Origin of the sequence: Salinicola lusitanus (assembly GCF_003206045.1) — a bacterium.
In the GTDB taxonomy this organism is placed as follows: domain Bacteria; phylum Pseudomonadota; class Gammaproteobacteria; order Pseudomonadales; family Halomonadaceae; genus Salinicola; species Salinicola lusitanus.
Map to the genome: position 1 here is coordinate 24,945 of NZ_PZJM01000014.1, position 22,818 is coordinate 47,762.

General features: G+C 64.0%; 19 protein-coding genes and 1 pseudogene. 10 read left to right on the plus strand and 10 right to left on the minus strand.

Annotated elements, in window-relative coordinates; genetic code table 11:
- The first annotated feature begins 26 nt into the window (after window positions 1–26).
- Window positions 27–422, plus strand: a complete 396-nt coding sequence (locus tag DOM45_RS18120; RefSeq protein WP_110602846.1) for a hypothetical protein — start codon at window positions 27–29, stop codon at window positions 420–422.
- 298 nt (window positions 423–720) lie between these two features.
- On the opposite strand, the gene rpsA is transcribed toward DOM45_RS18120, so the two are convergent.
- The 7 genes from rpsA to DOM45_RS18155 form a co-directional block, all read right to left on the minus strand.
- The gene (rpsA, locus tag DOM45_RS18125) at window positions 721–2,397 is read right to left on the minus strand and encodes a 30S ribosomal protein S1 (protein WP_110602848.1); all 1,677 of its coding nucleotides are present in this window, start codon (window positions 2,395–2,397) and stop codon (window positions 721–723) included.
- Window positions 2,398–2,619: 222 nt separating this feature from the next.
- Window positions 2,620–3,300, minus strand: coding sequence for a (d)CMP kinase (cmk, locus tag DOM45_RS18130; RefSeq protein ID WP_110602850.1), 681 nt, complete (start codon window positions 3,298–3,300; stop codon window positions 2,620–2,622).
- Window positions 3,297–5,534 (minus strand): bifunctional prephenate dehydrogenase/3-phosphoshikimate 1-carboxyvinyltransferase, encoded by a 2,238-nt coding sequence (locus DOM45_RS18135; protein WP_110602852.1) that lies wholly within the window; start codon window positions 5,532–5,534, stop codon window positions 3,297–3,299. The genes cmk and DOM45_RS18135 overlap by 4 nt, the downstream gene beginning before the upstream one ends.
- 1 nt (window position 5,535) lies before the next feature.
- The gene (gene pheA, locus DOM45_RS18140; protein ID WP_110602854.1) at window positions 5,536–6,636 is read right to left on the minus strand and encodes a prephenate dehydratase; all 1,101 of its coding nucleotides are present in this window, start codon (window positions 6,634–6,636) and stop codon (window positions 5,536–5,538) included.
- Between the two features lie 51 nt (window positions 6,637–6,687).
- The gene (serC, locus tag DOM45_RS18145; protein ID WP_110602856.1) at window positions 6,688–7,770 is read right to left on the minus strand and encodes a 3-phosphoserine/phosphohydroxythreonine transaminase; all 1,083 of its coding nucleotides are present in this window, start codon (window positions 7,768–7,770) and stop codon (window positions 6,688–6,690) included.
- Window positions 7,771–7,900: 130 nt separating this feature from the next.
- The gene (gene gyrA, locus DOM45_RS18150; RefSeq protein WP_110602858.1) at window positions 7,901–10,663 is read right to left on the minus strand and encodes a DNA gyrase subunit A; all 2,763 of its coding nucleotides are present in this window, start codon (window positions 10,661–10,663) and stop codon (window positions 7,901–7,903) included.
- A 161-nt stretch (window positions 10,664–10,824) separates the two neighbouring features.
- Window positions 10,825–11,256: an acyl-CoA thioesterase gene (locus DOM45_RS18155; RefSeq protein WP_110602860.1), complete on the minus strand. Its 432-nt coding sequence runs from the start codon at window positions 11,254–11,256 to the stop codon at window positions 10,825–10,827.
- A gap of 198 nt (window positions 11,257–11,454) precedes the next feature.
- On the opposite strand from DOM45_RS18155, the gene DOM45_RS18160 reads away from it, so the two are divergent.
- The 3 genes from DOM45_RS18160 (at window position 11,455) to DOM45_RS18170 (ending at window position 14,645) form a co-directional block, all read left to right on the plus strand.
- Complete coding sequence (locus tag DOM45_RS18160; RefSeq protein ID WP_110602862.1) at window positions 11,455–12,381, plus strand: recombination-associated protein RdgC; 927 nt, start codon at window positions 11,455–11,457, stop codon at window positions 12,379–12,381.
- A 47-nt stretch (window positions 12,382–12,428) separates the two neighbouring features.
- Window positions 12,429–13,619 carry a 1-acyl-sn-glycerol-3-phosphate acyltransferase gene (locus DOM45_RS18165; RefSeq protein ID WP_110602878.1) on the plus strand — a complete coding sequence of 397 codons (1,191 nt, stop codon included), beginning with the start codon at window positions 12,429–12,431 and terminating at the stop codon, window positions 13,617–13,619.
- Window positions 13,620–13,889: 270 nt separating this feature from the next.
- Window positions 13,890–14,645: an RIO1 family regulatory kinase/ATPase domain-containing protein gene (locus tag DOM45_RS18170; protein WP_110602864.1), complete on the plus strand. Its 756-nt coding sequence runs from the start codon at window positions 13,890–13,892 to the stop codon at window positions 14,643–14,645.
- A 15-nt stretch (window positions 14,646–14,660) separates the two neighbouring features.
- On the opposite strand, the gene DOM45_RS18175 is transcribed toward DOM45_RS18170, so the two are convergent.
- Window positions 14,661–16,112 carry a TrkH family potassium uptake protein gene (locus DOM45_RS18175; RefSeq protein ID WP_240612460.1) on the minus strand — a complete coding sequence of 484 codons (1,452 nt, stop codon included), beginning with the start codon at window positions 16,110–16,112 and terminating at the stop codon, window positions 14,661–14,663.
- 352 nt (window positions 16,113–16,464) lie between these two features.
- On the opposite strand from DOM45_RS18175, the gene DOM45_RS18180 reads away from it, so the two are divergent.
- Window positions 16,465–16,749 carry a hypothetical protein gene (locus DOM45_RS18180; RefSeq protein WP_110602865.1) on the plus strand — a complete coding sequence of 95 codons (285 nt, stop codon included), beginning with the start codon at window positions 16,465–16,467 and terminating at the stop codon, window positions 16,747–16,749.
- A gap of 61 nt (window positions 16,750–16,810) precedes the next feature.
- Here DOM45_RS18180 and DOM45_RS18185 read toward each other — a convergent pair whose 3' ends face one another.
- Window positions 16,811–17,140, minus strand: coding sequence for a pilin (locus tag DOM45_RS18185; RefSeq protein WP_240612462.1), 330 nt, complete (start codon window positions 17,138–17,140; stop codon window positions 16,811–16,813).
- A gap of 14 nt (window positions 17,141–17,154) precedes the next feature.
- Window positions 17,155–17,272, minus strand: a pseudogene (locus tag DOM45_RS20510) (prepilin-type N-terminal cleavage/methylation domain-containing protein); the annotation flags it as partial.
- A 396-nt stretch (window positions 17,273–17,668) separates the two neighbouring features.
- On the opposite strand from DOM45_RS20510, the gene pilB reads away from it, so the two are divergent.
- The 5 genes from pilB (at window position 17,669) to yacG (ending at window position 22,730) form a co-directional block, all read left to right on the plus strand.
- Window positions 17,669–19,396, plus strand: a complete 1,728-nt coding sequence (gene pilB / locus DOM45_RS18190; protein ID WP_110602867.1) for a type IV-A pilus assembly ATPase PilB — start codon at window positions 17,669–17,671, stop codon at window positions 19,394–19,396.
- Window positions 19,397–19,443: 47 nt separating this feature from the next.
- A complete protein-coding gene (locus tag DOM45_RS18195; RefSeq protein WP_110602884.1) occupies window positions 19,444–20,691 on the plus strand; it encodes a type II secretion system F family protein in 1,248 nt (415 codons plus the stop codon).
- Window positions 20,692–20,920: 229 nt separating this feature from the next.
- Window positions 20,921–21,781 (plus strand): prepilin peptidase, encoded by an 861-nt coding sequence (locus tag DOM45_RS18200; RefSeq protein ID WP_240612461.1) that lies wholly within the window; start codon window positions 20,921–20,923, stop codon window positions 21,779–21,781.
- A 38-nt stretch (window positions 21,782–21,819) separates the two neighbouring features.
- Window positions 21,820–22,428, plus strand: coding sequence for a dephospho-CoA kinase (gene coaE, locus DOM45_RS18205; RefSeq protein ID WP_110602886.1), 609 nt, complete (start codon window positions 21,820–21,822; stop codon window positions 22,426–22,428).
- A gap of 56 nt (window positions 22,429–22,484) precedes the next feature.
- Complete coding sequence (gene yacG, locus DOM45_RS18210) at window positions 22,485–22,730, plus strand: DNA gyrase inhibitor YacG (protein WP_110602871.1); 246 nt, start codon at window positions 22,485–22,487, stop codon at window positions 22,728–22,730.
- Window positions 22,731–22,818 lie beyond the last annotated feature (88 nt).

Consider the following 22,818-nt stretch of genomic DNA (forward strand, 5'->3'; position numbering starts at 1 on the left):
TCTCATCAACAGAGTGATGGTGAACCATGCATTCAGAGCGCTCCCGACTCCACTACACCTGCGTCTTTCTGCTGGTCTCCTTTCAGGCCGTGCGCCAATCGCTACCCGCCGCCACCCCCTCGGCAGCGCCGTGCTGGCTAGACGCCGAGATGCTGAAGATGCTGCTGCGCGAGCTCAAGCGCTGCCGCGAAGAGGCCTCCCCCTTCCCGCCGGTGCACGCCTCGCTGGACGTCGCTACCTACCACTGCGGCCTGCTGATGGCGCAGTGCCCGGCGGCACTGGATCCCTCGCTCTGCAGCTACCATCTGGATGCCATCACCCAACCGCTCAAGCAGGCCATCGCTGAGCTCTCCGGCCACCACGCTGCGACCCCGGGCGCGACACAGAGCGGACGAGGCTGGCGCGGCTGGCTGAAGCGCTAAGCGCTCGTACCCAATCCTGTGACGATTTTCCAAACCCTTTGACGAAGGGCGCCGGGGGGCAGGGTAAAGCGAGGGTCCTTTGCCAGGGATGGCAAAGGTAGCGCCCAAGGAGGGGTTCACAGCGCCCTCGCGACACCCCGCCGCCGGAGAAGCCCACTATCGTCTACCGGCTTTTTGAAAGGCGTTCGTCGTCGCACGCGGAGAGGCGCCATCACCGCCCTACCGATCAGCGAGTGACAGACATAAAAAAACAGCGCCCGAAGGCGCTGTTTTTCATGGGAAGACCGAATCCGAAGGATCAGTCCTGGCCCATCTGCTGCTTGATCAGATCACCAATGGTGGTCGGGCCGTTGGGCTCGACGTCCTGATCGCGCAGTTTACCCATGTTGCGACGGGTATCGACCTGGTCCTTGGCTTTGATGGACAGGTTGATGACGCGGCTCTTGCGATCCACGTTGACGATCTTGGCTTCGACGCTGTCGCCTTCGTTCAGCACGTTGCGGGCGTCTTCGACACGATCGGCACTGATCTCGGACGCCTTGAGCACGGCCACGACATCAGTCGCCAGCTCGACATGGGCTTCCTTGGCATCGACTTCGATGATGCGGCCAGTGACCACGGCACCCTTGTCGTTGACAGCCAGGAACTCGGAGACCGGATCGGACTCGAGCTGCTTGATGCCCAGCGAGATGCGCTCACGCTCCGGGTCGATCGACAGGATGACCGCTTCCGCTTCATCGCCCTTCTTGAACTGGCGAACGGCTTCTTCGCCGGTCTCGCTCCAGGAGATGTCGGAGAGGTGAACCAGACCGTCGATGCCGCCTTCCAGGCCGATGAAGATACCGAAATCGGTGATCGACTTGATGGTACCGGCAACGCGGTCGCCCTTGTTGTAGCGGCCGCTGAAGTCTTCCCACGGGTTGGTGGTGCACTGCTTGATACCCAGGGAGATACGACGACGCTCTTCGTCGATGTCGAGAACCATGACTTCGACTTCGTCACCGACCTGAACCACCTTGGACGGATGGATGTTCTTGTTGGTCCAGTCCATTTCGGAGACGTGAACCAGACCTTCGACACCCTCTTCCAGCTCGGCAAAGCAGCCGTAGTCGGTCAGATTGGTGACGCGGGCGTTGACCTTCATGCCTTCCGGATAACGGTCGACGATGTTGACCCACGGATCTTCGCCCAGCTGCTTCAGGCCCAGCGATACGCGATTGCGCTCGCGATCGAACTTGAGAACCTTGACGTTGATCTCGTCGCCGACAGCCACGATTTCGCTCGGATGCTTGATTCGCTTCCAGGCCATGTCGGTGATGTGCAGCAGGCCATCGACGCCACCGAGGTCGACGAACGCGCCGTAGTCGGTGAGGTTCTTGACGATACCGTTGATCTGCTGGCCTTCCTGCAGAGTCGCCAGCAGCGCTTCACGCTCGGCGCTGTTCTCGGCTTCGAGAACGGCACGGCGAGAAACGACGACGTTGTTGCGTTTCGGGTCGAGCTTGATGACCTTGAAGTCCAGCTCTTTGTGTTCCAGGTGCGCAGTGTCGCGTACCGGACGCACGTCGACCAGCGAGCCCGGCAGGAAGGCGCGGATGGAGGAGACGTCGACGGTAAAGCCGCCCTTGACCTTGCCGTTGATCACGCCCTTGACGATCTCGTCCTTCTCGAAGGCCGCTTCCAGTTCCTTCCACGCTTCGGCGCGCTTGGCCTTCTCGCGTGACAGGCGGGTCTCACCGAACCCGTCTTCGACGGCTTCCAGCGCGACCTTGACTTCGTCACCGACCGCAATGGTCATTTCGCCATTGTCGTCGCGGAACTGCGCCGCGGGGATCTGCCCCTCGGACTTCAGACCGGCGTTGACGGTGATCCAGTCGCCTTCGATGTCAACCACGGTCGCCATGACGATGGCACCGGGTTCCATGTTGATGTCCTGGAGAGACTGTTCGAACAACTCAGCAAAGCTTTCGCTCATGTGATTCCTACGTGATCAACGTTGATGACGGTCAAACCGTCTTCCTCCGTACCACCAGCGAGCACGGGCCTTATCGACATATCCCTGGGGATGTTGGCGCTGGTTCGACCTGCAGCGACTTTTCAGTCGGGTCGTTGCACGTCATGACATCTTGCCAGGGGCCCCGGGAGCGGAAGTGCGTCGTCGGCTTCTGCCGGGAAGCGGGACTGAAACCGGTAGGCTTCAGGCCAGCTTTCGTTCGGCGAGCAGCGTTTCGATACGCTCCACGACTTCCGGTATATCCAGCTGCGTGGTGTCCAGCTCTACCGCATCTTCAGCGGGCTTGAGCGGGGCGACCGAGCGCTGCATATCGCGCGCGTCGCGCGCTTGGATTTCTTCCAAAAGGGTCGAGAGTCTAGCATCTTCACCTGCCTGCTGCAATTGCAGCAGACGTCGCCGCGCCCGCTCTTCGGCGGAGGCGGTGAGATAGATCTTGAGCGGTGCGTCGGGAAATACCACGGTCCCCATATCACGTCCGTCGGCGACCAGCCCCGGCGTCTTGCAGAAGTCACGCTGGCGCTGGAGCAGCGCGGCGCGGACCGGCGGCAGCGCCGCCACCTGGGAAGCCGCATTGCCGACGCTTTCACTGCGAATCGCCGTGGTCACGTCGTCGCCTTCCAGCAGGATCTGCATCGCCCCATCCTCGACGGCGAACACCACGTCGAGCGCCTGCGCCTGCACGGAGAGCGCCTCGGCATCGTCGACGGCCACGCCGTTGCGCATCGCCGCCAGTGCGGTCAGGCGATAGAGGGCGCCGGAGTCGAGCAGGTGCCAGCCCATGTGCTCGGCGATCATTCGACTGATCGTTCCCTTCCCGGCCCCGCCCGGGCCATCGATGGTCAAGACCGGCGCCAGTGTCGTCATGCCGATACCTCCGTCAGTTCAAGCCCCACCTTGTTGGCCAGCGCGACGAAACCGGGGAACGAGGTCGCCACGTTGGCGCAGTCGTCGATCGCTATCGGCCCGTCGGCCCGCAAGGCGGCGACGGTGAAGGCCATGGCGATGCGGTGGTCGCCGAGACTGTCCACCTGTCCGCCCTGGTAACTGGGACCATCGCCGGACTTGCCGACCACGTCGATGCCGTCGTCGTAGACGGTGGTCTCGACCCCCAGGATATCGAGGCCATCGGCCATCGCCTGGATCCGGTCGGACTCCTTGACCCTGAGCTCCTCGGCGCCGCGCAGCCGGGTGGTGCCCTCGGCGTTGGCCGCGGCGACGAACAGCGCCGGAAATTCGTCGATCGCCAGCGGCACCTGGTCGACGGGAATGTCGATCCCCTTGAGCGGCGCATAACGGATATGCAGGTCGGCCACCGGCTCGCCGCCCACCTCACGCGGATTTTCCAGGCGCAGATCGGCACCCATTGCCTTGAGAATGTTGATCACCCCGATCCGGGTCGGATTGACCCCGACATGCTCGAGCACCAGATCGGAGCCCGGCGTGATCGCTGCCGCCACCAGGAAGAAGGTGGCAGAAGAGATATCGGACGGCACGTCGATGGGTGCGCTGGTCAGTTCGCCGCCGCCCTGCAGCGTCGCCAGGTCGCCATCGCGATCGACCTTGTAGCCGAAGCCGTTGAGCATGCGTTCGGTATGGTCCCGGGTGGGGGCCGGCTCGCGGACCCGGGTCTCGCCCTCGGCGTAGAGCCCCGCCAGCAGCAGGCAGGACTTGACCTGGGCGCTGGCCATCGGCATGTCGTAATGGATGCCCTTCAGCGGCTGGCCACCGTGGATCCTGAGCGGCGGACGCCCCCCCTCGGCGGTATCGATCCTTGCTCCCATCAGCCGCAGCGGATCGGCCACCCGGGCCATGGGACGCTTGGTCAGCGAGGCATCGCCGGTCAGTTCGGTATCGAAGGCCTGCCCCGCCAACAGGCCGGCGAACAGCCGCATGGCAGTGCCGGAGTTCCCCACGTAGATCGGACCGGCCGGCTTTTTCAGCCCGTGCAGGCCCACGCCATGGATCGTCACCCGGCCCTGATGCGGCCCTTCGATGGCGACGCCCATGTCGCGAAACGCCTGCAGCGTCGCCAGGCTGTCCTCGCCTTCGAGAAAGCCCTTGACCTCGGTAACACCGTTGGCCAGGGCACCGAGCATGATCGAGCGGTGGGAGATGGACTTGTCGCCGGGAACGCGAATCCGGCCCTTGACCGAACCGCCGGGCGATACCCGATACTGAACCTGTCGTGCTTCCATGGTCTGATAACTCGTCTGATTCAACAGCGTTTCAAAATAGTGCCTGGCATGACTGGCGCGATCGAACGTGCCCAGCATGGCGTCGCTGTCGCCCTGCTCGACGGCCGCGCGCAATCGACCCAGGCCGGTCTCGAAATCATCCAGCGCATCCAGCAGCGCATCGCGGTTGGCGGTGAAGATATCGCGCCACATCACCGGATCGCTACCGGCGATGCGGGTGAAATCTCGAAACCCGCCGGCGGCGTAGCGGAAGATCTCCAGCCGTTCGTCCTGGCGGGCCAGCGTGTCGACCAGCGAGAACGCCAGCAGATGCGGCAGATGGCTGGTTCGCGCCAGCACCTGATCGTGCCGGTCAACCGGCATCTCGAGCACTTCCGCGCCACAGCGCTGCCACAATCCCCGCACCACGGCGACGGCCGTCGGCGTGGTGTCAGCCTCCGGCGTCAGGATGACCTTGTGATGACGATAGAGCGCCGGATTGGCCGCAGCCACGCCGCTCTTTTCGGAACCGGCGATGGGGTGGCCCGGGACGAAATTGGCCGGCAGCCGGCCGAAAGCTTCCCGCGCCGCCTCGCAGACGCGGCGCTTGGTACTCCCGACATCGGTCAGCACGCGCTCGCCGAGGACCGGCGCCAGCTGCTCGAAGACATGGCGCATGGCCAGCACCGGCACTGCCACCACGACGAGGCCGCTCTGGGCGACCAGCGCGGCGAGATCGCGCCCCCCGTCGTCGATCACCCCCATCTCGAGGCCGACGGCGATCTCCTCGACGTTGGGATCGCAGGCCAGGATCCGCCCGCCATAGCCGCTGGACTTGAGCGCCGCGGCCAGCGAGCCGCCGATCATCCCCAGTCCTACGATCAGTACCGTGGGATCCGCTGACGCTGTCTCGCTCTCCCCCATCCTAAAGCACGCCCACCGGGTAGGAACCCAGCACCTTCATATCCTGCGCGCCGCTGCGCACCTCTTCGAGCACACTCGCGATCTCGGGTTGGTCGACATGCCCCTTGAAGTCGATGAAGAACACGTAGTTCCACGCGCCAGTGCGCGACGGGCGCGTCTCGAGGCGGGTCATGTCGACATGGTGGCGGTGAAACGGCTCGAGCAGCGCATGCAACGCGCCGGGCTCGTTGCGCATGGCGACCACCACCGAGGTCTTGTCGGTGCCCGACGGCGGCACCGACTCGTTGCCGATGATCAGGAATCGCGTGGAGTTGTCGGGGCGGTCCTCGATCTTCTCCGCGACATGGTCGAGCCCGTAGAGCTGCGCCGCCATGTCGCCGGCGATCGCCGCGCTGTGCCACTCGGTCTTGACCAGGCGCGCCGCCTCGGCGTTGGAGGATACCGCAACGCGCTCGGCGTGGGGGTAGTGGGCATCCAGCCACTTGCGACACTGGGCAAAGGACTGGGGATGGGAGTAGATCCGGGATATCTTGTCCTGCCGGGTGATGCTCGACATCAGCAGATGGTGGTGGATCCGCAGCACCACCTCCCCGCTGATGTGCAGGCCGGAGTCCATGAACGAATCCAGGGTGTTGTTGACCACACCCTCGGTGGAGTTCTCCACCGGCACCACGCCGTAGTTGACCGCGCCCGCCTCGACTTCACGGAACACTTCGTCGATGGCCGCCATCGGCAAGCTGATGGCGCTGTGGCCGAAGTGCTTGAGCGCCGCCTGCTGGGTGAAGGTGCCTTCCGGCCCCAGATAGGCGACCTTGATCGGCTTTTCCAGCGCCAGACAGGCGGACATGATCTCGCGAAAGAGCCTGGCCATCTCCTCGCGGTGAAGCGGCCCGGGATTCTCCTCCATCACCCGGCGCAGCACCTGCGCCTCGCGCTCCGGGCGATAGAAGACGGCATTGGGATCGTCAGCGGTCTTGACGTGAGCCACCTGGGCGGCGCACTCGGCACGCTCGCTGATCAGGCGCATCAATTCGCTGTCGATGGTGTCGATGCGCTGCCGGAGTGCAGCCAGGTCCAGCGGCGAATTCGAAGAGTCACTCATGACCGTATCCTGATGACTGTAGGGTGATGTCGTTGGGTGAAGCTCCGCTCATCAACCACGGCGGCGCTCGAAATCCCGCATGAAAGTGATCAGCGCCCGAACGTCGGCCTCGCTGACGGCGTTATAGAGGCTGGCCCGCATACCGCCGACGCTGCGATGCCCCTTGAGATTCAGCAGCCCTTCCGACTCCGCCTCCTCGAGGAACGCCGAATTCAGCGATTCGTCGGCCAGGGTGAATGGCACGTTCATGATCGAGCGGTTGGTCGGATCGATGGGGTTGGCGTAGAAATCGCTGGCGTCGATCGCCGCGTAGAGCGACTCGCACTTGCGCCGGTTGATCGCCTCCATCTCGGCCAGACCGCCAACGTCCTGCTTGAGCCACTGAAACACCAGGCCAGCCAGATACCAGGCATAGGTCGGTGGCGTGTTGATCATGGAGTCGTTGTCGGCATACACCTTCCAGCCCAGCAGCGAAGGCGTCTGCGGCAAGGCGCGCTCGAGCAGATCGTCACGAACGATGACGACGGTGATCCCGGCGGGTCCGATGTTCTTCTGGGCCCCGGCGTAGATGACCCCATACCGGCTCACGTCGAGCGGCGCGGAGAGGATCGACGAAGACATGTCGCAGACCAGCGGCACGCCCACCTCAGGCACGTAGTCGTAGGCCAGGCCACCGATGGTCTCGTTGTGGCAGTAATGCAGGTAGGCGGCATCGGCCGACAGCGCGATCTCGTCCGGGCGCGGCACATGGACGTAGCCATTACCCTGCGTCGAGCCCGCGATGTGTGCGCTGGCGAGATGATTCGCCTCCTTGATCGCCTTGGCGGACCAGATCCCGGTATCCAGGTAGTTCGGGGTGCCGCCCGGCCCCAGCAGGTTGAGCGGTACGCAGGCGAACTGCAGGGTGGCGCCACCCTGCATGAACAGCACGCGGTAGTTGTCGGGAATCGCCAGCAGATCGCGCAGATCCCGCTCGGCCTGGGCCGCGATCGCCTCGAACGTCGGGCTGCGGTGGCTCATCTCCATCACCGAGAGACCCTGCCCTCGGTAGTCGAGCATCTCCTCGCGAGCGCGCTCCAAAACGGCGGTCGGCATCGCCGCCGGACCCGCACAGAAATTATGCAGACGTCTCATTGCCTGGGTTCCTGGATCTGAATCATTGCCAACCACGGTGACTGCCCTGAACGGCCATCATCGACGAACGACCACCGCGGAGAACGTTGCTGTCGACCGCGCCGGCCCGGTAGGCCGGCGCGGTCCTTGCTCACTCGTCTTCCGACCTGGCGTCGCCCGCTTCGTCGCCGGGAGCGTCATCGGCCTTGCCGTCAACATTCGACTCGGCGTCGGAATCGATGTTGCCGTTCTCGTCGCCGCCCGCTTCAGCCAGCTCGTCCTCGGTCAGTTCGTCCTCTTGGGGCTCGTCGACACGCACCGTCTTGACCAGGCGCTCGTCGTCACCCGTGCGGATCAGCGTCACGCCCTGGGTGTTGCGCGAACTGATCGAGACTTCGGCGACCCGGGTACGGACCAGCGTGCCGCGATCGGTGATCAGCATCATCTCGTCGCTCGAGCGCACCTGCATCGCCGCCACCAGCGAGCCGTTGCGCGCCGTGGTCTGCATCGCGATCACGCCCTGGCCGCCGCGCCCACGAATCGGGAACTCCTCGAGCCGGGTGCGCTTGCCGTAGCCGTTCTCCGATGCGGTCAGAATGTAGATCTGCTCGTCGTTGCCATTGCTGCCGTCGTTCTCGGCATCGGCCTGATTGTCGGCTTCGGCATCCGCGTTGGCATCGATGGTCTGGCTCTGCGGGATGATCAGGCTGATCACCTCGGCGCCATCGAGCAGGCGCATGCCGCGAACGCCGCGCGCGGTACGCCCCATGGCGCGGACATTGCCCTCCTCGAAGCGGATCGCCTTGCCGTTGGACGACAGCAGCATGACGTGATCCGAACCGGAGGTGATAGCGGCGCCGACGAGGCGATCGCCCTCGTCGATATCGATGGCGATCAGCCCCACGCTGCGCGGCCGCGAGAACTGATCCAGCGAGGTTCGCTTGACCGTGCCACTGGCGGTGGCAAAGAAGATGTAGCTGTCGGGGTTGTAGTCACGCACCGGCAGAATGGCGTTGATCGACTCGCCGGCATCCAGCGGCAGCAGGTTGACCAGCGGCTTGCCTCGCGAGCCGCGGCTGGCGTTGGGCATTTCGTAGGTCTTGAGCCAGTAGACCTTGCCGCGGTTGGAGAACAGCAGCATGGTGTCGTGGGTCGAGGCGACCACCAGATGCTCGATGACGTCCTCGTCCTTCATGCTGGTCGCCGACTTGCCGCGCCCGCCCCGCTTCTGCGCCTGGTAGTCGGTGATCGGCTGGGTCTTGGCGTAGCCGCCACGGGAGAGCGTGACCACCATGTCCTCCTCGGCGATCAGATCCTCCATGGAGAGGTCGAGACGACTGGTGTGAATCTCCGTCTTGCGCTCGTTGCCGTACTGGTCGCGGATCGCTTCCAGCTCTTCGCGGATGACCTCGAGCAGGCGATCCGGCGAGGCCAGAATATGGTTGAGCTCGGCGATCCTCTCGAGAATGCTCAGGTATTCGTCGAGCAGCTTCTCGGTCTCGAGCCCGGTCAGACGATGCAGACGCAGCTCGAGGATCGCCTGGGCCTGGGCCGGAGACAGCCGGTATCTGGCGCTGTCGTCGGACAGCCCGTAGCCCTCTTCGAGATCCTCGGGCTTGCACGAGGTCGCCCCGGCACGCTCGAGCATGCCGGTGACCTGGCCCGGCTGCCAGTCGCGAGCGAGCAGCTTGTCTTTGGCTTCGGCGGCATTGGGCGAGGCCTTGATCAGCTCGATCACCTCGTCGATGTTGGAGATCGCGACCGTCAGGCCTTCGAGCAGATGGCCACGCTCGCGGGCCTTGCGGAGTTCGTACAGCGTGCGACGGGTAACGACCTCGCGCCGGTGACGGACGAAAGCCTCGAGCAGTTGCTTGAGGTTGAGCGTCTTGGGCTGACCGTCATCCAGCGCAACGATGTTGATCCCGAAAACGTTCTCGAGCTGGGTGTGCGCGAACAGGTTGTTGACGACGACATCGCCCGATTCGCCACGCTTGATCTCGATGACCACGCGCAACCCTTCCTTGTCGGACTCGTCACGCAGTTCGGCGATGCCCTCGACCCGCTTCTCCTTGACCAGCTCGGCGATCTTCTCGATCAGGCGCGCCTTGTTGACCTGGTAAGGCAGCTCGGTGATGACGATATGGTCGCGACCGCTCTTCTTGTCGAACTCGACGGTATGCTTGGCCCGCACGTAGATGCGGCCACGGCCGGTGCGATACGCCTCGAGAATGCCGGCACGGCCGTTGATGATGCCGGCGGTGGGGAAATCGGGGCCGGGGATGTACTCCATCAGGTCGTCGACCGTCAGGGTGTAGTCGTCGATCAGGGCCAGACAGCCGTTGATCACTTCCACCATGTTGTGCGGCGGGATGTTCGTCGCCATGCCGACCGCGATACCCGATGCACCGTTGATCAGCAGGTTCGGCACCTTGGTCGGCAGCACTTCGGGGATCCGTTCGGTGCCGTCGTAGTTGTCGACCCAGTCAACGGTGTCCTTCTCGAGATCCGCCAGCAGCTCGTGGGAGAGGCGCGACATGCGCACTTCGGTGTAACGCATCGCCGCAGCGTTGTCGCCATCGATGGAGCCGAAGTTGCCCTGGCCGTCGACCAGCACGTGGCGCATCGAGAAATGCTGCGCCATTCGCACGATAGTGTCGTAGACCGCACTGTCGCCGTGGGGGTGATATTTACCGATCACGTCGCCGACCACACGCGCCGACTTCTTGTATGGCTTGTTCCAGTCATTGCCGAGTTCGTGCATCGCGTAGAGCACGCGACGGTGGACCGGCTTCAAGCCATCGCGGACGTCGGGAAGCGCGCGCCCGATAATGACGCTCATCGCATAGTCCAGGTAGGACTGCTTGAGCTCATCCTCGATGTTGACTGGCAGAATTTCTCTGGCGATATCACCCATGGGTCGTCAAATCCTTTGCACCGCTGCCACGACCGGCGTCCGGCCGTGGCAGCGTTAATAAAGCCCCGGCAAGGCGGCCAAGTCACTTGGCCGCACAATCACGGGATCATACCATTTCAGGGGCTTTAAAGGCAGGCGTTGACGTGCTTTGACCGGCTTTTCTACTTCCCTTCGGGTACATCCACCACCAACGGTCCCAATCGCTCTGCCCACGCTCCCTCCATCGGGACCACCTGGCCACTCTGCTGGTCGAGCAGCACGAATGTCAGCGTGGCAGCCGCTACCAGCTCACCGCTGCCGAGGTGCGTTATCCGATGCCCGACGACACCGCTGCGCCCACCGATGCGAGTCAGGCAGGTCTCGACCTTGAGGTCGTCGTTCATGACGGCGGCGCGCCGGTAGTCGATATTGAGATTGACCGCGACCAGCGCCACACCCCGGGCCAACCCGTCGGCGAATTCGGGATGGGCATCGACGTAAGCCCAGCGCCCCTCCTCGAGAAACTCGAGATAGCGGGCATGATTGACGTGACCGTAGCCGTCGAGATGAAAGCCCCGGACGCGAACCTCGGTTACCGTGATACGTGAATCCATGCAAACCTCCGTGATGACGGTTGTAGACGCCGCGGCGGCAAGGCGACGCCTACGTCCGTTCAGTTGCCGATCGTCTGTCGCTCGCAGCCCAAAACATACGCCCGTTTGAAACAGTCGCGCAAACATCAACGATCGACCTCGGTGGTAACACCTGGGTCGTTTCGACATAATATGCCTCCTTTCAAACGGAGCGGGCGCATGTGGTTCAAGCACTGTCATCTGTATCGCTGCCATGACGTCGAGGTTCTCCCCCTGGAGGATCTGGAAACCGCACTGGCAGAATTCGCGTTTCGCCCCGTCTCCCCGCGCGAGGCGCGCCGGGTTGGCTGGAGTGCACCGGCGGGCCGTCGCAGCGATCAGCGCGCCCATGAGGTTCAGGGACATCGACTGCTGTCGATGCTGCGCCAGGAGCGCCTGCTGCCGGCGGCCGTGGTCAATGATGAGGTCAACGAACGCAGTGAGGCGCGCGAGCAGGCCGAAGGCCAGCCGCTATCGCGTCGTGAGCGACAGTTGCTCAAGGAACAGGTGATGGAGGAGCTGCTGCCTCAGGCATTCACCCGCACCCAGCGCGTCGAATTGTGGTGGGACACCCGCAAGCGCCTGATCGGCATCAACGCTTCCAGCCGCAAGCGCGCAGAAGAGGTGCTGGACCTGCTGCGCCAGACGCTCGGCTCGTTGAAGGTGACGCCATTGGCCACTAAGACGCCGCCCTCTCGCGGCATGACCCAGTGGTTGAGCGATCCCGCCAGCCGCCCCGCCAGCCTGATGCTCGGCGACCAGGTGGAGCTGCGCGCGGCCGAAGACGAAGGCGTCCTGCGTGCGCGCCAGGTCGACCTCGACAGCGAGGAGATCCAGTCGCTGCTGGAGAACGGACGACAGGCCAGCCAGCTCAGCCTCGGCAGCGAGGGTCAGCTTCGTGCCATGTTGCACGACGACCTGGCGCTCAAGTCTCTCAAGTTCGACGATGCCCTGCTGGACGAAGCCAGCCAGAGTGACGACGGCGACGACCCGATCGTCTCCCTGGAAACCGACTTCGCGCTGATGTCGCAGACGCTGGCGACTTTCGTCGACCAACTGATCGAATGGCTGGGCGGCGAAGCCGATCCGGCAGCACCGACGCCATGACGCTTCATCCCGATACCCTCAAGAACACCGCCCCCGGCAGTAGTGGCATGACCGTGAATCCACACAGCGCCGAGGCGGCGATCGATCTCGACCGGTTCGCCGACATTCGTCCCTATCACGACGAAGAGGTCGAGGCCGTGCTGGCCCGCCTCGCCCACGACAGCGAGCTACTGGACGCGATCACCCGCTATCGCTTGCCGTGGCTGGCACGCTTCGCCCCGCCGCTGGCGCGCATGCTCGCCAGCTTCCGGCTGCAGCGCGAGATGCGTGGCGTGACCACCGTGCGTGACTTCCAGTTGCGCATCGCCGACTACATGGCCCACATGATCAGTCGCACGACCCAGGGCTTCGATGTCGAGGGCCTGGAGCGGCTGGATCCGGATCAGGCCTACCTGTTCATCGGCAACCACCGGGACATCGCCCTCGATCCGGCCTTCGTCAACTACGCGCTCTACCTCGCGGGCCACGACACCGTGCGCATCGCCATCGGCGACAACCTGCTGCAGAAACCCTTCGTCACCGACCTGATGCGGCTCAACAAGAGTTTCATCGTGCCGCGCTCGATCAAGGGCAAGCGGGCGATGCTGGCGGCCTACCAGTCGCTCTCGGGCTACATTCGCCACTCGATCACCGACGACAACCACTCGGTGTGGCTGGCCCAGCGCGAAGGGCGGGCCAAGGACGGCGTCGATCGAACCGATAGTGCCATCGTCAAGATGCTCTGCATGGCACGCCGCCTGGAAGAAGGCGATAGCGATATCGGCAGCGCGGTACGCGAACTCAAGATCGTCCCCGTGTCGATCAGCTACGAGTACGATCCCTGCGCGATCAACAAGGCCCGCGAGTTGCAGGCCAAGGAGACCGACGGCACCTATCGCAAGGTGGAGTTCGAGGACATCTTCTCGATCGTCTCCGGCATCACCGGCAACAAGGGCCGGGTCAAGCTGGTGTTCGGGACGCCGCTAGCGGCCGACTTTGGCACTGCCGACGAGGTGGCCGACGAGATCGACCGTCAGGTGCTGGAGAACTATCCGACCTTTCCCAGCCACCAGCTCGCCCTGGCGGAGACCGGGGCAGCCCCGGAACTGGTGGATTTGACCGGCGTGACGCCCGGCGATCGCGAGCAGTTCCGCAACCAGCTCGCGGCCGTCCCCGAGCCGCTGCAGCGCTGGTGGCTATTGCAGTACGCCAATCCGATCCTGAATCGAGCCGGCAAAGCCCAGCGTCACGACGCCTGAGACGCCGGCACCAGGATCACATCGTCCCGGCCTCGGCCGGGACCCTCCCTTCTCCACTGGCGCCCACCTGTCGAGGGCGGCGCCTGGCTCCAAAGCGGGCTCATGGGCGTCCAGGCTCTCTCGCTACAGTGACTCCTGCCCAGCGGGTGTCGCCGGCTGGCCGCATCCGCCCGACCGGTATCGCTGCTGCCAACCGCTGGCACAAACGCAGAAAGTTTCTTATCATACGCTTAAATTTAGCCAGCTAATTAGCGTATTCACGTTCTGCCCATGAACTCTGCTCCCGATTCCGCCACCGTAACCCCGGTCACGGCACCCGATGCCGTCGGGTCGCTCACTCCACCGCCTGGAGCATTGCCGCCACCGGCGCCTGCCCCCATCAGGCCCACCACCCTCCAGCAGGGCGACGGGCTGCTCAAGGCCGATGTCTACCTCGACGTTCACGCGGGAGAACCGGTCATCCGCAAGGATTACAGCCGCTATGCCGGTAGCTGGCAGGCAATTCCGGCGCGTCTGCTGCTGCACCACGAGGCCCGAATGCTGGAACGCCTCCGTCATTGGCCCCATGCGCCCAGGGTGGTTGGCCAGGTCGGCAGGCTCTCGCTGCTGCTGGAGTATGTGCCCGGCGAGCTGCTGAGCGATGCGGCCGACCCTGCCAACCCGGCGGTTTTCGTCCAGTTGATGGCCGCCCTGGCCGCACTCCACCGCAGTTCGATCGTCCACAACGACGTGCGCGGCTCCAATATCATCATGAGCCGGGGTCGCGTGGTGCTGATCGATTTCGCCGCGGCGCTCTACCTGCCCGGCGGTCGACTACTTCGGTTTCTGCTTCGTCCCCTGCAGCGCAGTGATATCGCCGGCGGGCTCAAGTTCAAGACCCGCCTGACCGGCGAGGCGCTGACACCGAAGGAGGCGCGGCTGCGGCGCAAGCCGACCTGGATGAAAGGCCTGCAGCACACCTGGAAGCGGCGGTTGCTGCCCCGCCTCAAGCGTCGTCTCGCCTCGACCGACCGAGGCAGCCGATGACATCCCGCCCCACCGCTACTTGCGCCAGAAGAACGGCGTCATCAGCACCAGCACCGTGAGGATCTCGAGGCGCCCCATCAGCATGCCAAGGGAAAGCAGCCATTTGGCGGCGTCCGGCAGCGAGGCGAAGTTGCCGGCGGGGCCAATGGTGTTCCCCAGTCCCGGCCCGACATTGGCAAGGGCGGTGGCCGCGCCGGTAATCGCGGTCACCATGTCGAGCCCCAGCGCGGCCAGCGCCAGCGCCAGCACCGCCACGGTGAGAAAGAAGAAGAACGAGAAGGCGATGACCGCGCGCACTACCTCGTCGTTGAGCGGCCGGCCGTTGTAGCGCTGGGCGAACACGCCACTGGGATGCACCAGATAGCGCAACTGGTTGGCCAGCAACAGCCCTCCGATCTGGAACCGGAAGATCTTCATGCCGCCACTGGTCGAGCCGCTGCAACCGCCGACGAAGGTAATGAAGAAGAACGTGGTGACGGCCAGCGGCCCCCACTGGGTGTAGTCGGCGCTGGCGTAGCCAGTGGTCGTCACCACCGAGATCACGTTGAAGGCGACATCCGTCAGCGCCTGAAAAGGCGCATCCGAGAAAGCCAGGACCCGGTAGAGTGTCAGCGTCGCGATCACCACGAACAGCAGCCCGACGAGCCCCCGCACCTGCTGGTCCTGCCACAGCGCACCGCGACTGTCGCGCAGCAGCCGGATATAGAGCACGAACGGCAACGCCCCGCCCAGCATGAACAGGCAGCCCAGCCACAGAATCAGCGGGCGATCGTGATAGATGCCGAACGAGGCATCGTAGTTGGCGAAGCCACCGGTGGAGACCGAACTCATGGCATGGACGATGGCATCCAGCGTGCCCATGCCCGCCAGCCGATAGCTCAGGATCGCCGCCAGCGTGAGACCGAGATAGATGACCGTGGACGCCTTGGCGATGCCGCCGGCCCGGGGCAGCACCTTGTCCGACCAGTCGGACGACTCGGTCTGGAACAGGCGCATACCGCCGACCTTCAGGAACGGCAGAATCGCGATCGCCATCACGATGATCCCGATCCCGCCCAGCCACTGCATCAATCCGCGCCACAGCTTGAGACCGTCGGAGAGGTTATCGATGCCGGAGAGCACGGTGGAGCCGGTGGTGGTGATGGCGGAGACCGACTCGAACACCGCGTCGGTGAACGACAGCTGCGGCGCCCCCAGCACCAGCGGCAGGCTGGCGAAGGCGCTGATCACCGCCCAGCTGGAGGTGGTCAGGATGAACATGTGACGCGTCTTCAACTCGACCGCCGTCTGCCACGTCCAAGCCAGCAGCGAACCCGAGACCACCGCGACGACCGCCATCGACTTGAGAAATGCCCATAGATCGGGATCGTTCTCCAGCCCTAGCAGGATCACCGGCGGCACCATGAACAGTGCCAAAACGATCAACAGCAGCGCCAGAATCTTGAAAATCGGCTTGGCGTCTCGCAAGACTTCCTCCCGGTTCCGTCCACTCGAGTCCGATCCCTCCGCCCGCAGGAGACCTCCCCGTCGCGACGAATAAATCGCAGCGATGATAGGCCATCACGCGGCGCAAGACACGGCCTTGCCCGCTTTTCTCTTCGCCGGCACGGCTCTGCTTCGCCCTCGCCTCGGCGTGAAGAAACACCACTGGAAAGCGCTCGCCAGCGTGGCGACCGCTACATCCCGCACCCAGGCCCCGCAGCCTCTGGCGATGCGGCGAGATATGCTATGGTGGCGCCATCAGAACGCCTGGGCACGGAGGCTTGGCGATACGCCGACCCCGACACCGCCCGCGCCGCCCACCACAGGAGAGTCGTCCATGAGTTCCGCCTCGGAAATGCAGAAAAACCGCGTCATCCAGGAGCTGCGCGCCTTCATCAAGAAGCTGCTGCAGGAGCCTGGCATCCTCGAGAACTCGCTGGCCATCGCCAAGCGTCATTCCGATGGCAGCAACGATCCCAAAGCCTGGGCGACCATCGCCAACGAGATTTCGGACACCACCAGCGTGCACATTCCGGAAGACCCGAGCGAGCACTCGGAGGCGGACCGGCTGTTCCTTGAGGTCTTGCGTGAGGTCGTGGGGGAGGAGAAGGCGCTTTATTGAGCTTTAAGCCGCGAGCTGGAAGCTGGAAGAAAAACAAGGCCGGCATTCGCCGGCCAATTATTTATTCGGCTGTGACAGTACAACTACTTGCGTACTGTTCAGCGACTGTCGTTCCACACTCCCATACCCCTGTTGCAGGATAATAAGTGTAAGTGACTGTTTTTGTAGAAATGTTTGAATTCGCCGTAGCGCCGGTTCCAGAACCAAATTTATATTCTACAGTTGCGTTCCCCGAACCATTCCAACTACCTGACGTAATTGCGCCATAAGAACCTTGCGTAGAAATACCAAGACGGCTGGCATCAGATGTAGCGCCATCTTCATTGGTAATAGTATAACTTTCCCCTCTATCGACTTGCTGCTGGATACTAATCTTGGCTCCGCCGAGCATGCTATGGGCTTCAGAGAACTGGGATCTCGCAACATAGTTCTGGTACTGCGGGATCGCGATGGCGGCGAGGATGCCGATGATCGCGACGACGATCATGAGTTCGATCAGGGTGAAGCCGCCCTGCCGGCGAATTGGTGTTTTCGGATTCTGCTGCATCATGGTTCCCTGCTCTTGCCAATGTTGAGCCGGTGGGATGGGCGCCATCAGCGCCGCCCACCGGACGTCCCCTTGCCTTGCGTACCGCGTGCTCGCCGGCCCCCAGCTCCCGACCCGCCATGGTCGCTCGCGGCTGCTAGCCGCCATACACACGACGACACGCAAAGTTACTCTTGGTGACACTTCAGTCGACTTATCGGCAGATCGCGAAGGATACTTAAAGAAAAATGGCCTCGAGCCGATATCACCGTCATCCCGGCCATGATTCCTACTCTTCGTGGACCTGCGTTGCCGGTCGTCATCGCTCGCTCAACCGCCCTCCTTGAGCGGTCGATTCCGCTGCTCACATCGTCATTCAAGGGGTGCCTTTCCATGCCGGACGCCATACCCTCCCGCGCGCAGAGCGGGCTCGCCCAGCGCTTCGTCGAGCAGGGATTGATCAGCGCCGAGGCTTGCGAGCAGGCGTTCCGCGAGGCCGAAAAGAGGCAATTGACGCTACTGGAGTTCCTGGTGAGAGAGGGCCGGATCGATGCCCGCCAGGCCAGCGTGCTGGCGGCTCGCGAGTACGGCTTGCCATTCCTGGACCTGAAGCAGATCGACTGGGATCAGCTCCCGGTCATCGAACCGGTGGCGGACAAGGTCATTCGCCGCTTCCAAGTGCTGCCGCTGGCCCGCGACCACCGGCGACTGACCGTAGCGATCGCGTTTCCCGCCACCTTGGCCAGTCTGGACGAGCTGCAGTTCACCACCGGGCTGGCGATCGAGGGCGTGCTGGTGCCATTCGATCAGTTGGAACGGGCGCTGGCCAAGCGCTATCAGAACCACGAGACCTCCGGCATGCTGGAGGCGCTCGGGGAGGCCAGCGAGGCCCTGACGCTGGATACCAGCGAAGCGGATCTGGAAAACGAGGCCGCCGCCTTCGACAAGGGCGGCGACGACGATGAGCCAGTGGTTCGTTTCGTCAACAAGATCCTGCGGGACGCCATCCATCGCGGCGCGTCCGACATTCACTTCGAGCCCTACGAGTCCAGCTATCGGATCCGCTTTCGGGTCGATGGCATGCTGGTCGAGATCGCGCGTCCCCCGCTCAACCTGCGCACCCGCCTGGCTGCGCGACTCAAGGTGATGGCACGCCTGGATATCTCCGAACGCCGCCTGCCCCAGGACGGCGCGATGAAGATCCGGCTCGATGCCAAGCGTGCCATGGACTTCCGCGTCAATACGCTGCCCACCGTTTTCGGCGAGAAGATCGTGCTGCGTCTGCTGGATGCCGAGACCGCCAGCTTCGGCATCGACGCGCTGGGCTTCGCTCCCGATCAGCGTCGGCTGTTCGAGGCCGCGCTGGCCGAGCCCCAGGGCATGATCCTGGTCACCGGCCCCACCGGTAGCGGCAAGACGGTGACGCTCTACACCGGTATCAATCTGCTCAATACCGAGGAGCGCAATATCTCGACCGCGGAAGACCCGGTGGAGCTCAAGGTTCCCGGCGTCAACCAGGTCAACGTGCAGCCGCGTATCGGTCTCGACTTCGCCAGCGCCCTTCGCGCCTTCCTGCGCCAGGACCCGGACGTGGTGATGGTCGGCGAGATTCGCGACCTGGAGACCGCCGAGATCGCGGTCAAGGCGGCCCAGACCGGCCACCTGGTGCTCTCGACCCTGCACACCAACTCGGCCGCCGAAACGCTGACCCGCCTGCGCAACATGGGCGTCGCCAGCTTCAATATCGCCAGTTCGGTATCGCTGATCATTGCCCAGCGCCTGGCGCGACTGTTGTGCCCGCGCTGCAAGACGCCGGCAGAGATTCCTGCCGAAGTGCTGCACCGGGAAGGCGTCTCAGCCGAGCGACTGGCAGGCGCCACCCTCTACCGCGCGGTGGGGTGCGATCACTGCACGCTGGGCTACAAGGGTCGAATCGGTATCTACGAGGTCGTGCCGGTCAGCGAGGCGATGAGCCGGATGATCATGGCGGACAGCCATGCCCTCGAACTGGCCCGCGCAGCTCGGGATGCCGGTCATGCGGGGCTGCGCCAGAGCGGGCTCGACAAGGTTCTCCAGGGCCTGACCAGCCTCGAGGAGATCAACCGCGTAACGACGGACTAAAGGCACCGACTGACGCCCGACTTACCAGACAGGAAGCGATCATGGCGATGACCCTCAAGTCAGCCAAGACAGTGAAAGCCCCCAAGGCGCCGCGACGGGTGGTGATGCACCGCTGGCGGTGGCGCGGCAAGAACCTGCGCGGGGAGAGCGTAGCCGGTGAACTCATTGCCTCCGATATCGACGAGGTCCGCAAGGAGCTGACGCGCCAGAGGATCATCGTCAAGCGCATCACCCGCAAGACGGGAATGTTCGGACTGGGGCGAATCAAGGCCCGCGACATCACGCTTTTTTCCCGTCAACTGGCGACCATGATCCGGGCCGGCGTGCCGCTGCTCCAGGGCTGCAAGGTCGTCGCCGAGACGCTCAAGAATCCCGCGATGCGAAACCTGGTGGAGACGCTAGCCAACGATATCAGCGCCGGTTCCAGTTTCTCGGAGGCCCTGGCCAAGCACCCCTCCCGCTTCGATCGCATGTTCGTCAACATGGTCGCCGCCGGCGAGCAGTCGGGTGCCCTGGACAAGATGCTCGAGCGCGTGGCCAGTTATCGCGAGAAGATCGAGACGCTCAAGGGCCGGGTCAAGAAGGCACTCTACTACCCGACCGCCGTGGTCCTGGTCGGCATCGGCGTCACCGCGCTGCTGCTGGTGAAGGTCGTGCCGCAGTTCGAGAGCCTGTTCCAGGGCTTCGGCGCCGAGCTCCCAGCCTTCACCCAATTCACCGTACACCTGTCCCAACTGACCCAGGCTTACTGGTGGCAGGCCATTCTCGCCGCAACGGCGATCTTTCTCGGCCTGCGCCAGGCCATGAAGCGTTCCCCCGCCTTCGCCTATCGCGCCCATCAACTGGTGCTCAAGCTGCCGGTGCTCGGCAACATCGTCGACAAGGGGTCGATCGCCCGCTTCTCGCGGACCCTGGCCACCACGTTCAATGCCGGCATTCCGCTGGTGGAAGCGCTGGAGACCGCCGCCGGGGCCACCGGGAACCGCGTTCACCAGCGCGCCATCGCCAGTATCCGCGAAGACGTGGGGACGGGGCAGCAGCTCAACTTCGCCATGCGTCGGACCCGAATTTTCCCCATTATGGCGGTTCAGATGGTGAGCATTGGCGAGGAAGCCGGCGAGCTGGACACCATGCTCGACAAGGTGGCGGAGTTCTACGAGGAAGAGGTCGACAACCAGGTCGACGCGCTGACGTCGCTGCTGGAGCCCTTCATCCTGGTGGTACTGGGAACGATGGTGGGTGGGCTGGTCGTCTCCATGTATCTGCCCATCTTCCAGATGGGCTCAGCCATTTAGGTACGAACGGGCTGCGCTCGACCAGCCGTTGTTGAAAGCGCGCTCGCGATCCTCATTGACAACCAGTCAACTGCGGTCGCTCGCGCGCTTTCGCCTAGCCTGGCCTTCGCTCGCCGCGTTCCTGAGCGTTTGCGTAATCCATCAAACGAATCCTCATGACCAAAGCGGTCAGCGAATGGTTACGTTACCCTTAGCGCTGACTAGTTATTCGATGTCCGTGGAGTCTCCGTTGCCCGACCTTCCCCCTCTGATTCTCTGGCCGCTGGCGTTTCTATTCGGCGCGGCGCTTGGCAGCTTTCTCAATGTCGTCATCGTGCGGCTGCCGGTCATGCTGATGCGCCGCTGGCGCGCGGAAGCGCTGGAGGCACTGGAGCAACCCGCGGAGGCCACTCCCCGCTATAATCTGGCAACACCACGCTCGCACTGCCCCGGCTGTGGGCACTTCATTGCCTGGCACGACAATCTGCCGCTGATCGGCTGGCTCAAGCGCCGGGGCCGTTGCGCGGCGTGCGGCACATCGATCAGCGTACAGTATCCGCTGGTCGAGCTGGCCTCGGCGATGTTGGCGGTGACGGCCATCGGCATACACGGGGCCAGCTGGCAGAGCCTGTGGCTGGTCGGCGCCTGCCTGACGCTGCTGGCCGGGGCGGTCATCGACTGGCGCACTCAACTGCTGCCGGATGCGCTGACCCTGCCGCTGCTCTGGGCTGGCCTGCTCTATCAATGGCTGTTCGCGCCATGGATGCTGGAGAGCGCCGTGCTGGGTGCCGTCGCCGGATATCTCTCGCTGTGGTCGGTCTACTGGTTGTTCAAGCTGACCACCGGCAAGGAGGGCATGGGCTATGGCGACTTCAAGCTGATGGCTGCCCTCGGTGCCTGGCTCGGCTGGCAAAGCCTGCCCCTGCTGCTGCTGCTCTCGGCCGGAGTCGGCGCGGTCGTCGGCGTGACATTGATCGCCACTCAACGACAGGAGCGTAACCAGGCAATGCCCTTCGGCCCCTATATCGCGCTCGCCGGGTGGATCGTGCTGCTGGTGGGCGAACCGCTGCTGGCGGCCTACCGCAACCTGTTGCTGGGAAGCTGGGGGTGACCATGACAGTCAAGGCGCAGGAGACCATGCACGAAACCATGGTGGTGGGACTCACCGGCGGGATCGGCTCCGGCAAGAGCGCCGTCGCCGACGCCTTCGGCGCCCTGGGCATCGGCTGGATAGACGCCGACCATGTTGCCCGTGAGGTCGTGATGCCTGGCGAGCCCGCGCTGGCGGCCATCGTCGAACGCTACGGCGACGCCATCCTCCAGCAGGATGGCACCCTCGATCGCCGCGCGCTGCGCACCCGGATCTTCGACGATGCAGCCGAACGCCGCTGGCTGGAGGGGGAGACTCACCCGCGTATCCGTCAACGACTGCTGGCCCACCTGGCGCGGCTGCGCGCTGCCGGCGCCCCCTACTGCCTGCTGGTGTCGCCGCTACTGATCGAATCGAGCCAGCATGAACTGGTCGACCGGATTCTGGTCGTGGACGTTCCCAGGGAGATTCAGATCGAGCGCACCTTGGCCCGGGATGGGGTCGACCGGCGTCAGGTGGAGTCCATCCTGTCCGCCCAAAGCTCCCGGGAGCGCCGCCTTGCAGCGGCCGACGACGTCATCGACAATGGCAGTACTCGACGACATTTGCGCGATCAGGTCGCTCGACTGGATGCCAAGTACCGTCAGTTGCACGCTCCAGCGGAATGAGGGTGCTCCGGCGCCCAGGCCTTCGACACGTTAGCCACCGACACGATATCTCCCCCATGACTCGATCCAACGATCCAAGCAACGACAACGTCGCCGGCAAGGGGCTGACCGTCCCCTGCCCCCAGTGCCAGCAACCGGTGGCCTGGACGACCGACAACGCCTACCGGCCATTCTGTTCCAAGCGCTGCAAGCTAATCGACCTGGGTGCCTGGGCGGATGGTTCTCACCGTATTCCGGGCGAACCGCACATGGATGAAACCGAACTCGACGAGCTCATCGACCGGCTCGAACGTGGCGAGTAGCCGGCCCCGGCCCGCGCATTGAGCGCCAACGCTCGCTACAGGGTCATTCCTGTGGCCAAAAACGAGGACGCCGCACCCAAGGGGTGCG